Annotated in this window: 13 protein-coding genes, 2 tRNA genes and 1 pseudogene; 10 read left to right on the top strand and 6 right to left on the bottom strand. The window is 48.2% G+C overall.

Features of this window, described 5'->3' with window-relative positions; translation table 11 throughout:
* Positions 1-732, top strand: a pseudogene (locus tag MMG03_RS10845) (pyruvate:ferredoxin (flavodoxin) oxidoreductase); the annotation flags it as partial.
* A gap of 111 nt (positions 733-843) precedes the next feature.
* Positions 844-1,281 (top strand): hypothetical protein, encoded by a 438-nt coding sequence (locus MMG03_RS10840; protein ID WP_249506267.1) that lies wholly within the window; start codon positions 844-846, stop codon positions 1,279-1,281.
* 312 nt (positions 1,282-1,593) lie between these two features.
* Here the strand turns inward: MMG03_RS10840 and MMG03_RS10835 are convergent, their stop codons facing one another.
* Positions 1,594-2,271, bottom strand: a complete 678-nt coding sequence (locus MMG03_RS10835; protein ID WP_249506266.1) for a DUF3800 domain-containing protein — start codon at positions 2,269-2,271, stop codon at positions 1,594-1,596.
* Between the two features lie 569 nt (positions 2,272-2,840).
* Between MMG03_RS10835 and MMG03_RS10830 the strand changes: the two genes are divergently transcribed.
* Positions 2,841-4,838 (top strand): fibrobacter succinogenes major paralogous domain-containing protein, encoded by a 1,998-nt coding sequence (locus MMG03_RS10830; RefSeq protein WP_249506265.1) that lies wholly within the window; start codon positions 2,841-2,843, stop codon positions 4,836-4,838.
* A 23-nt stretch (positions 4,839-4,861) separates the two neighbouring features.
* Complete coding sequence (locus tag MMG03_RS10825; protein WP_249506264.1) at positions 4,862-5,428, top strand: hypothetical protein; 567 nt, start codon at positions 4,862-4,864, stop codon at positions 5,426-5,428.
* A 108-nt stretch (positions 5,429-5,536) separates the two neighbouring features.
* On the opposite strand, the gene MMG03_RS10820 is transcribed toward MMG03_RS10825, so the two are convergent.
* On the bottom strand, positions 5,537-5,701 hold the full coding sequence (locus MMG03_RS10820; RefSeq protein ID WP_249506263.1) for an Acyl-CoA dehydrogenase C-terminal domain-containing protein: 165 nt from the start codon (positions 5,699-5,701) through the stop codon (positions 5,537-5,539).
* A 46-nt stretch (positions 5,702-5,747) separates the two neighbouring features.
* Between MMG03_RS10820 and MMG03_RS10815 the strand changes: the two genes are divergently transcribed.
* From MMG03_RS10815 to MMG03_RS10800, 4 genes are all read left to right on the top strand, one after another.
* Positions 5,748-6,527 (top strand): glycosyltransferase, encoded by a 780-nt coding sequence (locus MMG03_RS10815; RefSeq protein WP_249506262.1) that lies wholly within the window; start codon positions 5,748-5,750, stop codon positions 6,525-6,527.
* A 157-nt stretch (positions 6,528-6,684) separates the two neighbouring features.
* Entirely contained in the window at positions 6,685-7,986 is a 1,302-nt protein-coding gene (locus tag MMG03_RS10810; RefSeq protein WP_249506261.1) for a thiamine pyrophosphate-dependent enzyme, read from the top strand.
* A gap of 181 nt (positions 7,987-8,167) precedes the next feature.
* Positions 8,168-8,243: transfer RNA gene (locus MMG03_RS10805), tRNA-Asp, on the top strand.
* Positions 8,244-8,431: 188 nt separating this feature from the next.
* Positions 8,432-8,507, top strand: a tRNA-Asp gene (locus MMG03_RS10800).
* 90 nt (positions 8,508-8,597) lie between these two features.
* On the opposite strand, the gene MMG03_RS10795 is transcribed toward MMG03_RS10800, so the two are convergent.
* The 4 genes from MMG03_RS10795 to MMG03_RS10780 form a co-directional block, all read right to left on the bottom strand.
* Positions 8,598-10,106, bottom strand: coding sequence for a GGDEF domain-containing protein (locus tag MMG03_RS10795; RefSeq protein ID WP_249506260.1), 1,509 nt, complete (start codon positions 10,104-10,106; stop codon positions 8,598-8,600).
* A 146-nt stretch (positions 10,107-10,252) separates the two neighbouring features.
* On the bottom strand, positions 10,253-10,627 hold the full coding sequence (locus MMG03_RS10790; RefSeq protein WP_073159242.1) for a PAS domain-containing protein: 375 nt from the start codon (positions 10,625-10,627) through the stop codon (positions 10,253-10,255).
* Positions 10,624-10,902 carry a hypothetical protein gene (locus MMG03_RS10785; RefSeq protein WP_249506259.1) on the bottom strand — a complete coding sequence of 93 codons (279 nt, stop codon included), beginning with the start codon at positions 10,900-10,902 and terminating at the stop codon, positions 10,624-10,626. Before MMG03_RS10785 ends, MMG03_RS10790 begins: the two co-directional genes overlap by 4 nt.
* Positions 10,903-11,313: 411 nt before the next feature.
* Complete coding sequence (locus tag MMG03_RS10780) at positions 11,314-12,726, bottom strand: glycine--tRNA ligase (RefSeq protein WP_073284325.1); 1,413 nt, start codon at positions 12,724-12,726, stop codon at positions 11,314-11,316.
* 410 nt (positions 12,727-13,136) lie between these two features.
* Between MMG03_RS10780 and MMG03_RS10775 the strand changes: the two genes are divergently transcribed.
* Together MMG03_RS10775 and MMG03_RS10770 are read left to right on the top strand one after the other, a co-directional pair.
* Positions 13,137-14,222 carry a peptidoglycan DD-metalloendopeptidase family protein gene (locus MMG03_RS10775; protein ID WP_249506258.1) on the top strand — a complete coding sequence of 362 codons (1,086 nt, stop codon included), beginning with the start codon at positions 13,137-13,139 and terminating at the stop codon, positions 14,220-14,222.
* A gap of 34 nt (positions 14,223-14,256) precedes the next feature.
* Entirely contained in the window at positions 14,257-15,381 is a 1,125-nt protein-coding gene (locus MMG03_RS10770; RefSeq protein WP_249506257.1) for a tRNA-dihydrouridine synthase family protein, read from the top strand.
* Positions 15,382-15,456: the final 75 nt, after the last annotated feature.

Genomic DNA, 15,456 nt, shown 5'->3' with positions numbered 1-15,456 from the left:
TGTATCGGTAAGGACAAGAATGAAGAAGGCAAGAAGGCTATCAACATGGTGCCGCAGGAACCCATCAAGGTTCAGGAAGGCAAGTGCTGGGACTTCTTCGTTGACCTCCCCGAATTTGACCGTACCAAGGTTAACAAGAACCTTGTCAAGCAGGCTATGCTCCTCGAACCTCTGTTCGAATTCTCCGGCTCCTGCGCAGGCTGTGGCGAAACCGCTTACGTCCGTCTCGTATCTCAGCTCTTCGGCGACCGCATGGTTGTCGCAAACGCAACTGGTTGCTCTTCCATCTACGGTGGTAACCTCCCCACTACTCCGTGGGCAAAGAACAAGGAAGGCCGCGGTCCGGCTTGGGCTAACAGCTTGTTCGAAGACAACGCTGAATTCGGTCTCGGTATGCGCCTGGCTATCACCAAGCATGCAAACCAGGCTGTAAGCCTCCTCGAAGCTGTGAACGTTCCTGCAGAACTCAAGGCTAAGCTCACTTCTCAGGATCAGTCCGACGAAGCCGGCATCCAGGCTCAGCGCGCTAACGTTGCTGAACTGAAGGCTGCTCTCGCTGGTGCTACCGACGAAGCTTCCGTAAGCCTCCGCGACGAATTCGCCGACTACCTGGTCAAGAAGTCCGTATGGATCTTCGGTGGTGACGGTTGGGCATACGACATCGGTTACGGTGGTCTCGACCACGTCATGGCAACCGGTGAAAATGTGAACATCTGCGTCCTCGACACTTAAGTTTACTCCAACACTGGTGGACAGGCTTCCAAGTCCACCAACCGTGGCGCCGTCGCCCTCTTCGCTGCCGCTGGTAAGCGCGCTGGCAAGAAGGACCTCGGTCTTATCGCCATGAGCTACAAGAATGTGTACGTTGGCCGTATCGCCATCGGCGCAAACGACGCTCAGGCTCTGAAGGTTCTCCAGGAAGCAGAAGCTCACAATGGTCCGTCTCTGATCATCTGCTACTGCCCCTGCATCAACCACGGCTTCGATCTCAACAGCCAGCTGGAACACCAGAAGATGGCTGTGGATTCCGGTTACTGGACTCTGCTCCGCTACAACCCGGCTCTCGCTGCCGAAGGCAAGGCTCCCCTTGTTCTCGACTCCAAGGCCCCGACTATCCCGGTTGCAGAATACATCTACACCGAAAACCGCTACAAGCAGCTCACCCGTAACAACCCGGAAGTTGCTAAGAAGCTGGCCGACGACCTCCAGAAGGAAGTGGATGCACGCTTTGCATTCTACACCGCAATGTCTCAGGACACTGAAGGTCTGATTAGCCTGTAATCGGTTAACGTCGTCATCCTGAGCGACCGATGGTCGCGAAGGATCCAGACCTGAAGTAACAAAGATGAGAGTCGAAGAAATTTCGGCTCTCGTCTTTTTTATAAAGGGGGAAGTCTCCCCCACGCTCCAGCCCCGCCCCCGCCCTTACAATCACGTCCACTCATACGAGTGGGCGTTTTGCATATAACCCGCCCCGGTCGGGTCTTCCGCTTCCCCTTCTAGCGGGTGCTCAGGCGCCTAACCACCTAAAGGTGGCCATGTACACGTAAGCACTAAAGTGTTAAGTGTCCAAAGGCCGCAACGCCCGGGCTATTAATTCCATTCTTTCTTTCTCAGAGCCTTTAAATAGTTCTGTTTTAAATCGCGCTTGTTGCCGAAGAAAATCATTTCGGATTTTGAGAAAAGATTGTTTTCAAGTTTCAGGTTCAAAAGTTCCATCGTGCAAATAAAGTCTGCGACCTGGAACAATTTATAATCAGTAGGCATCACTTTTCGGAAAATTGGGTTTGGCAGCAGGGCGTTGAATACAGACGACAAAAGCTTGCTTACTTCGACTTGTCCATTGTCGTAGTAAATTTTGACATCGTTGAAAGCAAGAAAATCATCATAATGATTTCTGATGAACGAGGATATTTGCTTCGAAAGTTTGCCTGTTGCTTCTACAGAATCTCTGATGTGCTTTTTTTCGATGGAAAAACATTTGTACTGGATACCTACTGAACGGATAAACGCCATCATTTTGTTGAAAATGCGCCTCCGCTCAGCTATTCCGATGTCTTTATAAATTTCTTCCTTGCGGATAATTGGGCCGGTGTGGATGCAAAGATTCTCAAGTCCAAGATAGGACAGCTCGGTATCAAGGCGAAGAACGTTTTCTTGAATGTCGACTTCTTGGTCATGGAACACCATTGTTATTATGTAATACGGAGAATGTGGGCTATATTCGCCAAAATCCCCCGACTCATCGATGAAAACACTTAGTTCCTTCAAGACTCTCTCCACAAAAAAGGCGAGGAACTTCCTCGCCAAAGATGGACCTGGGTCTTTCGACCAGCCCGGTTATAATATACCAATTTTTATTAGAAAAGTCAACATGTTGAGCTTCTTCCAGCTTGGAATAATCGTCTGGCGGTCCAAGATGGGGCTTTTTTTTGCGATTTTTCGCACAAAAACAGGCTGCTTTGTAAATTTCTGTTGCGTCTGGGCTGTATTTAAGTTATTCTTAAATTGGACATATTAGAGAGTTTAGCTCTTGTTCTCTACACGAAATCTCGACAATTTCCATTGACTGAGAACGAGGCGAACGCTCACGCAGGTATGCCGCTTTGCGGTGTATCTCAGTTTGCTGTACCAGCCCTTCAAGGCTGGACTTTGGTCGTATAGATCAAAAGCAACAGCCCTTTTGGGGCGTGGGTCGTTTGCGTTTATCAGTCAGAGGCAGTCTAGAGCCACGTGTAGGTAAATGCAACGATCTGCGCCTTTTTTGTATCCATACAAAATTTGGCGAAGTTCCTTGTTGAACAGGGGTAACTCCGTAGGTGTATACGATGGAGGCTGTTATGGCTTGGAACAAAATTGGCAATCTTGCCGCACTTTCTCTTGCTCTAATCTTCGCTGCTTGCGGCGGAGATGATGCTGGTAATAAATCCGTTTCGCCTGAATTGCCTTTACGAGAAGTTTCCTCATTTTATGAACTTGGATCTTGTACTCTCGACCATGAAGGCGATTCGGTTTTCGTTATTGAGTTAAATGCGGATTACTTATGTACGAACAATAACTGGATTAACCTTACTGCAATTCAGTCATCTTCGAATTATAATGGAATTACATCTTTTAGTAGTTCAGGGATGGGGTTGTTTTTATCTTCTTCAAATACTATAGTGTTGAATAGCTCGGAGACGAAACTAATTGCCTCGTCGTCAAGTTCAGTCGCAGGTGCTTCAAAAAACAGTAGCTCTAGCAATAAATTTTCAAGCAGCTCGTTGTCAGCCATAACTTCCAGCAGCAATACTGTTTCTAGTTCATCTAGCAATTCGTTTTGCTTGGTAGTTAGGGTAACGGGTGATCTTAGTGGTAAATGTAATTCAACGAATGTCGGCCAATGCGCAATTGCTGTCAGTAGAGATTCTTCGTATCATATCTGCAAAACAAAAGGATGGGAAATATCAAATAAAACTGAAATTGACACCTATCAATGGGGAAAAGGCGAAGAAGGTGAAATAAAGAAGGGTAATGCAACGAATACTTATTATGTCTTCCGAAACGGCAAATGGGTTATTTCTAAAAAAGAGACTGCTTTGGGGCTATGCTCTTCCATCAACGAGGGCGAAGTTGGACAATATGAAGAATACGGTGTCTCTTATCATATTTGTGATAATGGAAATTGGCGAGAGGCAACTGTCTTGGAATATGATACCTATGGGTGGGAAGATGGAAAAAATGGTGAAGTACGAGCAGGCTCGGTGAATTCAGCTAATCATTATTTGTTTGAAAATGGAATGTGGCAAGCTTGCGATTATCGTTGCGATGAATCATTTTGGGAAAGGCTGGGTGTGTGCACGAATGAAAAAAATGGTGAAGTTGTACAAAGTGACTCTGGATGGTATTTTATGTGTGAAAATGAAAAATGGCGTAGGATGGCGGCCATTGAATATTATACTCTTGGTAAAGAATGTCTGACCGATGGAACCGTTGCTTACGATCCTGTAGCCTATGTCTGTGACGGAGATTCTTTTAGATATGCAAATTCAATGGAAGCGACTCTTGGTAAAGGATGTGTCAGTTATACAGAAGGCAAAGAAGCGAAAAAAAAGATTACTCCAAGTGTTGATTCTATTTATTCCTGTACAAAGGGATTGTGGGTTGGTATTTCTCAGGAAACCACTTATGGAACATTAGTTGATGAAAGAGATAAAAAAACTTACAAAACTGTCGTCATTGGTTCGAAAACCTGGATGGCGCGAAATTTAGATTACCGGTATGAAGAAGATTCAAATCGTCTTGACTCTACGAGTTTTTGTTACGACAATGACCCGGCAAATTGCAATTCGTATGGTCGATTGTATACATGGGCGGCAGCAATGGATTCAGCAGGAAAATTTTCCGCAAATGGCACCGATTGCGGATTTGGTAAGACCTGTTCGCCAACTTATCCTGTTCGTGGCGTATGCCCTAAAGGCTGGTATCTTCCGACGAAGGCTGATTTCGATACGTTGCTTGCTAAAGCTAATGCTGGTCAATATAATGCTGAGTTAATTTTAAAGTCAACGAGCGGCTGGAATAATTTTAATAATAGAAGCGGCAATGGTTCAGACTCTTACGCTTTTTCTGCATATCCGGCAGGCTATAGAGATTTGGTATTTTATGAAATGTCTAGCGGTAAAGCTCGCTATAATGTTTACTATCAAAAGGGGGACAATGCCTATTTCTGGAGTTCTACAGAGAATGGTGACGAGCAAGCATATAGTATGAGGCTAAGTGTTACTAATGTTGGAAGTCGAGAGTATGAGAAAGATTATAAGGTGAAGGGCTTTTCAGTCCGTTGTGTTAAGGACTAGATGCTAAAAATTAAGGAGATGCAATGGATATTGACAATGTAATAAAGCAAACTGCAAAACGCTATGAAAAAATATTGCGAAACTACTATCCGTCTTTTGATTCTGTGGGTTTTACGGAAAGAAACTTGACATTTAATTTTTGTAGCACGTTCTATAACATGGCTGCTGATGACGAGTTGATTATATGGCAGGAAGTCCCTATAAAAAATAATGATGAGAGTAAAAAGGAACATTTTGATTCTCTTATTATTAGTAGAAAAGAAAAAACAATCTATTTAATTGAGGCAAAAAGATTGGGTTATAGGGGCAAAATTGAATCCATGAGAACTGATTTTGATAGAATGAAGAAAAAATGGAAAAATATCAATATTGATGAGGATGTGAAGACTTATTCAAAATATGCGATCATCATTGCTGATATATGGATTCCTCATAATGATGAACGAAAAAGGAAAACGAAAGAGTTCTTACTAAGTGAATTTAAGAATATATTCAATAAATCAGTACAATATGAGGTGACGAAGAATGGTCCCCTTACAGAAAATGAACGGTACTTTATTTTGGGTTATGTTGAAAAAATCGTAGATTAGCCTATAAACAAAGACCCCGGCATTTCTGTCGAGGTCTTTAAATTTTTATGGATTCTATCGGAGCTTCGCTCCTCCAGAATGACACCAGGGCGCGCGAACGCCCTACTGTCAATTACGCGCCTGCTTATAGCTCTCCATCGCTTCCACATCCACGCTCTTCACGAAGTTGTAGTGCTTGGCGACTTCGGCTTCGGCGAGGTTCAGGTACACCTTCATGCTCTTGTCGAACAGCTCCGGTGCCTTGGTGGCGTCGCGGAGGAGCAACTGGCTCATCACGCAGTTGGCTGCGAGTTCGTAGAGGTGGCGGCTGCAGAGGTCGGTGGACTTGTTGCAGGATCCCGGAATCGAGATGGAGGACTTCGTGAAGGATTTGGAGTCCTTCGACGAACTGATTCCATGCCCTCGCGAATACGAGTATTCCCACTACAATCCGGGCGAAAACGTTCACTATGTGGAGCCGTGCATTCTGGATAGGGACTTGGCATCGTCGGCAAGTGCCGCATGGGCGGACAATCTGCTTCAGCCTGAAAATCCAGAGGCGGGCGCGCAGTACGAAAAGCTCATTTTCGTCACGGCTGGTTCGCAGGTCTTGGATTACGAGGGAAAGGCTCGTCACCTGTTCCATTGCATGTGCGAGGCGATGCAGGCAGCGGAAATGAAGGACTACCATCTTGTCCTCGGCGTGGGTACAAAGCTTGTAAACGACCACGAATGGGACGAGTTCAGGAACATGTCCAACATAACATTTGCTGGCTGGGTGCCCCAGCGCGCGATTCTTTCCGCCCCGAATCTCGAATTCGCTTTGATTCACGGCGGTCTTGCCACGATTAAGGAGTGCGTCTACAACAACAAGAAGTTCCTGATTCTTCCGTTGGGCAAGGACCAGATTGACAACGCCTTGCGTCTTCGCAAATACGGAATCGACAACACTGTGCCCATAGAGAAAATCGGCCCGAAAATCCTGATTGACGCGATGATGAAGCTGAGAACGGACAGGAAGACGAGGCAGAACCTGGAAAAGCTGAGCAAGGCGTTCCAGAGCATCGAAACGGAAAGCCCCGGAACGCAAGTGCTGTTGAAAAATTTGAATCAGACTTGATTATTGAACGGAAAAAGCTTCCGCGTTAGGGATAGTGACCCCTTGGGGCGGAGACTTGCGGAGTGACTGAAGGGAACACAGCAAGGCTCCGTTTTAGGAGGCGGGTGGCAAGCGAAGCGAAGGTGGCCGCCCCTAAAATATAGCCCGACCCACGTCAGTGGGGAACGCCCAAATAAGAAATATCGGTAAGGACAAGAATGAAGAAGGCAAGAAGGCTATCAACATGGTGCCGCAGGAACCCATCAAGGTTCAGGAAGGCAAGTGCTGGGACTTCTTCGTTGACCTCCCCGAATTTGACCGTACCAAGGTTAACAAGAACCTTGTCAAGCAGGCTATGCTCCTCGAACCTCTGTTCGAATTCTCCGGCTCCTGCGCAGGCTGTGGCGAAACCGCTTACGTCCGTCTCGTATCTCAGCTCTTCGGCGACCGCATGGTTGTCGCAAACGCAACTGGTTGCTCTTCCATCTACGGTGGTAACCTCCCCACTACTCCGTGGGCAAAGAACAAGGAAGGCCGCGGTCCGGCTTGGGCTAACAGCTTGTTCGAAGACAACGCTGAATTCGGTCTCGGTATGCGCCTGGCTATCACCAAGCATGCAAACCAGGCTGTAAGCCTCCTCGAAGCTGTGAACGTTCCTGCAGAACTCAAGGCTAAGCTCACTTCTCAGGATCAGTCCGACGAAGCCGGCATCCAGGCTCAGCGCGCTAACGTTGCTGAACTGAAGGCTGCTCTCGCTGGTGCTACCGACGAAGCTTCCGTAAGCCTCCGCGACGAATTCGCCGACTACCTGGTCAAGAAGTCCGTATGGATCTTCGGTGGTGACGGTTGGGCATACGACATCGGTTACGGTGGTCTCGACCACGTCATGGCAACCGGTGAAAATGTGAACATCTGCGTCCTCGACACTGAAGTTTACTCCAACACTGGTGGACAGGCTTCCAAGTCCACCAACCGTGGCGCCGTCGCCCTCTTCGCTGCCGCTGGTAAGCGCGCTGGCAAGAAGGACCTCGGTCTTATCGCCATGAGCTACAAGAATGTGTACGTTGGCCGTATCGCCATCGGCGCAAACGACGCTCAGGCTCTGAAGGTTCTCCAGGAAGCAGAAGCTCACAATGGTCCGTCTCTGATCATCTGCTACTGCCCCTGCATCAACCACGGCTTCGATCTCAACAGCCAGCTGGAACACCAGAAGATGGCTGTGGATTCCGGTTACTGGACTCTGCTCCGCTACAACCCGGCTCTCGCTGCCGAAGGCAAGGCTCCCCTTGTTCTCGACTCCAAGGCCCCGACTATCCCGGTTGCAGAATACATCTACACCGAAAACCGCTACAAGCAGCTCACCCGTAACAACCCGGAAGTTGCTAAGAAGCTGGCCGACGACCTCCAGAAGGAAGTGGATGCACGCTTTGCATTCTACACCGCAATGTCCCAGGACACTGAAGGTCTGATTAGCCTTTAGTCTTTGACTAAAGACAATTATGAAGTATGAATTATGATTTATGAGACTTTCTCGTAATTAGTAATTCATAACTCATAACTAAAAACGGTCTCCGTTCGAAAGAACGGGACCGTTTTTTATTTTAATTTGGTCTGAATGGCTTGACAAAATTTATGGATATTTATATCTTTGGTTCACCACTGGGGTGGTAGCTCAATTTTGGTTAGAGCACCGGCCTGTCACGCCGGAGGTTGCGAGTTCAAGCCTCGTCTATCCCGCTTAAAAGAACACTTTTCGAAAGAAAGGTGTTCTTTTTTATCATCAGCCGATGCTGTTTTATTGTTGGACGGCACGTTTTTTTTTGCATTTTCACGCATTTTTTTGCATTTTCAGCCGTAATTCCCTTGACAACAAAGAAACATATTAGTACATTTGGTGCGTCGGTTGAAAGACCAGACAAACCACTGGGGTGGTAGCTCAATTTTGGTTAGAGCACCGGCCTGTCACGCCGGAGGTTGCGAGTTCAAGCCTCGTCTATCCCGCTTAAAAAGCTTCTCGAAAGAGAAGCTTTTTTTGTTTTGAAAAGGAACCATTTATTTTACGCTTGCGACATTCAACAACTTCTATCCAAGCTAATCTCTAAAGAACGTAAAGGACTTGCCTTCGATTTTCTTGCTCTGGTAGGTGCAAGTATCCGCCTGCTTGTACAGGTCGTTAAAGTCAAGGCTAGAGTCCTTCCTGAAGAAGGCGGCACCTAGACTGACCGACACCCTATAATCCGGGATTTCGTCGATTTCGATCTTGTCGATTTCATCAAAAAGTCGGCGGATCGCAAGCGTCCCCTGATCTTCCGTAGCCACGCCATTCAGGTAGACTACGAATTCATCGCCGCCAAGCCTAAGCAAGATATCCTCATCGCGGAAAGCGGACTTCATGGCTTCGGCAACGGCAATAATAACCTGGTCTCCCGCCTGGTGTCCGTGGGTATCGTTGACGTACTTGAAATTATCGATATCGAACAGGCAGAGCATGCCGACCTTGTTTTCTAGCAAGGAAAGCTTTACCTTGTTGACGCCACCGGTACGGTTATACAATCCGGTCATCAAATCGGTTTGCGCCTGGGTAATCAGCTTATTCTCTTTATTCTTTTCTTCGTTGATGTTTTCGATAGCGAAAATAATCTGCTCGGGAACAAGATCATCTGACATAGAACCCACGGCCACATAACGGCCGCGACACCAACCAAGACGCTTACCAAAGAATTCGTGAGTAATGGTTCGCTTGCCCTTCATGCTCTGGGCAACGGCGGCAATATTGGCGTAGGGAACAAGAGCTTCAAGGCCATTTTCATCAATGGCGTCCCTCATGGCAATCAGAAGTTGCTTGCCAAAGTTCTCATGACAGTCAAACTCCACCATGTTAGTCTTGTTGATCACGGCGCGGAAGGTTTCGGTCTTTACGTCGATCTGCACAACAGTCTCGTAAATGTCGGCCATAGACTTGATGTAATGAGTCAAACCCTGTTCATCGTTCAGCTCGCCCACCTTACGTTCAAGAACAAAACGTTCGAACTTCATACGGGACATGAAGGAGCCAACAACCAGACCGATGATACCGTAAATCAGCACGTCCACAATATCCAGCACCAGAATTTCGGAAGGCTTATACATAATTGCCAGGGGTACAAAAACCACGTCCAGCAACAACGTACTGATCAGGAACCTGTAAGGGCGATCCGTAAAAATCAGGGCGGTAAGCATCTGCATTACCAAAAGCGAAACCGTAATACGCTCCGGCGAGGTCACAAACGTCAGGTAGAGTCCAAAGGAAAGCAAGAGCCAGTTGAATGCATACATGAGAAAGATGACCATCCGGGGATTCTTCTTGGTTAAATACCGGTTGGCCATAAAAATGAAGAAACAGAGCAACGTGGCCGAAGAATAGGCAACCACATTGTGATTAAGGGAAGCAATTTCAGAAAGCGCAGACAGGGTAAACATGACGCCGAAAAAGAACATCCCCATCAGGGAATACGCGCCAAGAGACTTCTGGTTACTCCGCGAAACGGAATCCGCGACCTTCGTCAGTTCGTCGGGATCCACTGTCGCATAAAGCAGATAATTTTTCAGCCACTTCAACATACAATAAGAATAGGTTGTAAAACTATGCTAACAATCTATTCTATAATATGGGAGCTGTAGCAAAAAATGCTTCAAATAAGTTTTTTTGAAGCATTTTCCCATTCCAAATTGTAACATAAATCACAAAAAGCGGCTGATTTTAACCATCAAAAGGCGTAAAAGGGAGTTTCATCCTTGGTGCGGTATTCGTGCTTTTCGTAGTAGCCGATCAGTTCGCCGTTCTCATCGCGAAGGGCGATCATGTAGCCGTCCTTCACCTGCTTCTCGTTAAAGAAGGAATGGACACGGTTGTGGGACTTGTCAGCCTTGAACCAATCCATCACCTTCTGGATCTTTTCCCTGGAATCGGGGCTGTGGCAATCCATGAGGCAACGACCAATAAGGGCGGCTCCCCCACGCTTGGCCTGGGCCACGCAGGCAAAAGGATTCATGTACACAATGGTATGGTTCAGGTCGCACACCACAATGGCGGTGTTGTCCTGATCGATGATAGATTTGAAGAAAGGATTGAGATTAGTCATTTTTCATCCGGGTCTGTAGATTTTCCACAATGGGGGCAGACATCAATATTATACAGTTTCAAGTGCAAAAGCTTGTTGCAATGAGGGCAGCGAACCTTCTTGATCATCCAAACCGTTGAACCAACAAGGAAACCGGCGGCCAAAGCAAGCAAAACAAAATCAGCGTCGGCAATATTGTCCGACACACCCACAGGCTTGAATCCCTTGTAAAAAAGGAAAAAGCCAATGAACAAAATGATGTAGCCTATAAGGCGATTAATTTTCGGGTTGTTCATGGAGCTTAATATACTATCAAGTGGCGGAAATTATATAAAATGGACTCCAAATTTTTCTTTTTTGCAACATTGGAGTCCAGAAAAATACTTTATACAGAATTTACAGTCCATTATTATTGGCATTATGGACTCCAGAACAGCAAATTAGCCTCATTTGGAATCCATAGATTTCAATCAAAGCAAAAATTAAAGCCGCAAACAGTTAATTTATTTATAAAAATAGACTCCAAACAGAGGATTCAACTCTTTTTGGAGCCCACTTTCGCCAAAAAAGGCGAAAATAAAAAAAGCCACCCCGAAAAAACATCGGGAGTGACCTTTTTAGATTCTAGAGCGAAGCTCTGACTATAACCTCAGAGCGACAAGGTCGCGACCTCATGCCTCAGAGGGCGAAGCCCGACCTCATACCTCTTAGCAACCGAGCTTTGCAGCCAGGTATGCTTCCAGTTCGTCGATCTTCACCAGTTCCTGCTGCATGGAGTCACGTTCACGGACGGTGACGTAGCCCAGCTTTGCCGGATCGGATTCGCCTTCGCCAACGGTGTCGAAGTCGACAGTGACGCAGAACGGAGTACCCAGTTCGTCCTGACGGCGGTAACGCTTACCGATGGACTGAGTTTCATCGTATTCCACGTTCCAGCGCTGGAGCAGCTGTTCGTAAAGTTCTTCAGCCTTAGCCTTGACCTGACCCTTCTTGACCAGCGGGAGGACAGCAACCTTAACCGGAGCAACCTTCGGGTCGAAGTGGAGAACGGTACGTTCGTCGTTTTCAAGCTTCTGGACTTCGTAAGCGTCGCAGAGGAGAACGAGGAGCAAGCGTTCCACACCGAGGGACGGTTCCACAACGTAAGGCACATAGCGCTTGTTGTTCACCTGGTCGTTGTATTCCTGCTTGACCTTGGATTCGTTCTGGTGAGCAGTCAAGTCGAAGTTGGTACGGCTTGCGATACCCCACAGTTCGCCCCAACCGAACGGGAATTCGTATTCAACGTCGGTGGTACCGTTGGAGTAGTGAGAAAGTTCTTCCTTGGCATGTTCGCGGAGGCGGAGCTTGGATTCGTTCACGCCCAGGTCCTTGATGAGCCAGTTGAAGCAATACTTGCGCCAGAAGTTGTACCAGTCAAGTTCGGTGCCCGGTTCGCAGAAGAATTCCAGTTCCATCTGTTCGAATTCACGGGTACGGAAAATGAAGTTACCCGGGGTAATTTCGTTACGGAAAGACTTACCGATCTGACCCACGCCAAACGGAATGCGGGGGCGAACGTTGTCGACGATGTTCTTGAAATCAACGAAGATACCCTGAGCGGTTTCCGGACGGAGGTAAACCTTGTTACCTTCACCTTCGATAACGCCGATTTCGGTCTGGAACATGAGGTTGAAAGCGCGGGGCTTGGTGAATTCGGTCTTGCCGCAGCTCGGGCATTCGATCTTGTTTTCCACCATCATTTCGGCGATCTGATCGAAGTTCTTGCCGGCGCAGCAGCCGTCACCCAGCTTTTCTTCAAGCAGGTGGTCTGCACGGAAACGTTCGTGGCAAGCGAGGCAGTCAACCAGGGGGTCAGAGAAGTTACCCACGTGGCCAGAGGCCTTCCAAACGCGGGGGTTCAAGAGAATGGAGCTATCAAGACCCAGCACGTCCTTGCGGCTGGTAACGAACTTCTTCCACCAGAGGTTCTTGATGTTGCGCTTCAGTTCAACACCATACGGACCGTAGTCCCAAGTGTTGGCCAGGCCATCATAAATTTCGGAGCCCGGGAAAATGAAACCGCGGCGCTTGCAGAGGGAGATGATATCTTTGAGGGCGTCTTGAACTTTCTTTGCCATTTTATATATCCTTTTTCGGCCGAACCTGAACTTTGCAGGCATATCCTTTGGCCGGACTAGGAACCTACCTGGATGATAGGCCCTGACGGGGCGAAATATAGTAAATTATGAATTACGAATTATGAGATATGAATTGTTATAATCGCACCAATGGCGCCTAACTTATTAATCCATACCTCATACCTGAAATTTTTTGGGGGAATTGCTGGCAAAGTCCGTTTAACTATTAATTAAAAATTAGAGGACTCTAACTCAAATATAATCATATAATCAAACGAAATTGCTTAAAGGTTAATGAACCTCATACCTCATACCTCATACCTCATACCTCATACCCCATATCTCATACCTCATCCCCCTCTCCCTCCGTGACAATTGACCGTAAAAAAGGTATCTTTACCCCCACTATTATGAAGTTTGGTTCAATTGTCACACTGTTTGCATTGCCTGTCGCCCTATTTGCAGAAAATGGGACTGTAGAGCTTACCGAAGTTGTAGACGACAAGGCTATCCTGGAATCCGAAATCACAGAAGTCACCGAAGCGTCAAATCCCTCTTCCGTGCCCTCAACCGAAAAAAAAGTTACCGCAACCATTACCGAAAGTGAATTTTCCGGCAACCCAGCCATTGATTCTACTGATGCAGGTAACGTAGACGCTCCAGCAGCAGCAATTGAAGAAAAGCTTGCCACAACCGAGGCTGTGGAAGCCGCCGACAAGGCAAATACCGACGTAGCCGTAACCGATTCCGAAGCAGAAACCGACAGCTCCGAAACTGACGACGGCAAGGAAATGTCCCAGGAAGAAGCGGACGCCGAACTGGCCGCCGCCATGGGAGATTCAGCAACGGTGGATAGTGTCCGCAAGCTGGTTCTTGACATGACCACAGCCATGATTCCCACCGAAAGCCGCCGCATCGCAAGCCCCTATGGCATCCGCACCTACCGTATGCATCGTGGCGTTGACTTGGGCCTCTGCCATGGCGAAGACCGCACCATCGTGGCCGCCTTCCCCGGCAAGGTCAAGCTGGTCCGCAACCAGGGTCGCCGTAAAGGTTACGGCAAGTACGTCATCATCGATCACGGCAACGGTCTTACTACCCTTTACGCCCATCTGGCCAGCTGGAAAGTGAAAATCGGCGATGAACTTCAGGCTGGGGACACCGTAGGCATCGGAGGCAATACCGGACGATCCTTTGGCGCCCACCTCCACTTCGAAATGAAGTATAACGGTGTCTATATCGACCCCACCACCGTATTCAATTTCCAGGAAGGCACCTACCTGGCCGCCACCACCGAAATTGACCAGGCCCAGATTCAGGGTGTCGAAGACGAATACCAGAAGGAACTGGCCAAGCACCGCTATTACAAGGTCCGCCGCGGAGACTGTCTGGGTAAAATCGCCCGCCGCTACGGAATTTCTGTGGGTAAGCTGAAGCGCCTAAATGGCCTCAAGAGCAACAACATCCGCCCCGGCCAAGTGCTCCGCTGCTCGTAATATAGACGAGAGAACGCTTCGCTACAGACGAGAGATGAGAGAAGCCGAAATGTTGCCGGTTTATTTCGCACCGCTACAAGGTTTTACTGAGTCCGCCTACAGACGGGCTCATTTTTTGCATGCCGGGCCCAAGGCCGGTGAGTCAGGAATCGCCGCCTATTACACCCCATTTTTGCGCGTCGAGAAAGGTGCCGCCCGAGAAAAAGATCTGCGGGATTTGCAACAGGACCTGGAATTCATCAAAAGCCAGCAGTCAAACATCTGCCATTGCGAAAACGCAGATTACAGTTCAAGCGATGATGAAGCCCCGCATTTTTACAACGTGGTTCCACAAGTCATTTGCAAGGACGCCGCCGAATTCCGCATACTAGTTGATGACATTCAAAAGCTAAAAAAGGATTGCGGATTCGCCCCCGACGAAGTCTTCCCTCAGATTGATATCAACATGGGATGTCCCTTCCCCATGCAGGCGAAATCGGGCCGCGGTTCAGGCATCCTCCCGCGAGTGGATGCTGTCAGGGAAATCCTTCAGGAGGTCGCCCGCCGTTCTGGACAGCAGACCGATGCAGCTCTCACGTTCAGCATCAAGATGCGTCTGGGCTACACCTCCCCCGACGAATGTCTAGCCCTGCTGCCGCTGTTGAACGAGGCTCCCCTTGCCCACATCACCATGCATCCCCGCACAGGCATCCAGCAGTACAAGGGTGCGCAGGACTTCGCAGCATTCGAAGCCTTCTATTCCCAGTGCCGCCACCCTATCATATTCAACGGCGATGTCACCAGTCTCTCAGACATTCAGGCTATTGAACGCCGATTCCCAAACATCAAGGGAATCATGATCGGTCGCGGGCTCCTGGCCAACCCAGCACTCGCCGTGCAATTTCAAGCGCAGTCCCCTGCGCAGTCCCAAACGAGCCCTCTTTCTGCGCTCCTAAAAATCCACGATTCCATTCTGGATAACTACCGCAAGCGCCTCCAGAACGACGCCCAAATCCTGGACAAACTTCGCCCCTTCTGGACCTACCCCGCCGAAGCAGCCCAAACCCAGCCGCAGAACTCCGAATCCATTCTCCCCAAGCGCATCATAAAGAAAATCGCCAAGGCCCGAAACCTCAGCGAATATCTAGACGCAGTGGACGATTTGCGCGGTACTATCTAAGAACTTGCGAGGAACCTAAGGCAGATTGTACTGTACGTTCAATCCCCAGCCATCACCACTCGCGTATTAAAAGAA

Source organism: Fibrobacter sp. HC4, assembly GCF_023373925.1.
Classification (GTDB): Bacteria; Fibrobacterota; Fibrobacteria; order Fibrobacterales; family Fibrobacteraceae; genus Fibrobacter.
The sequence above is the reverse complement of the archived record's forward strand: the minus strand, read 5'-3'. Positions and strand labels throughout refer to the sequence as shown.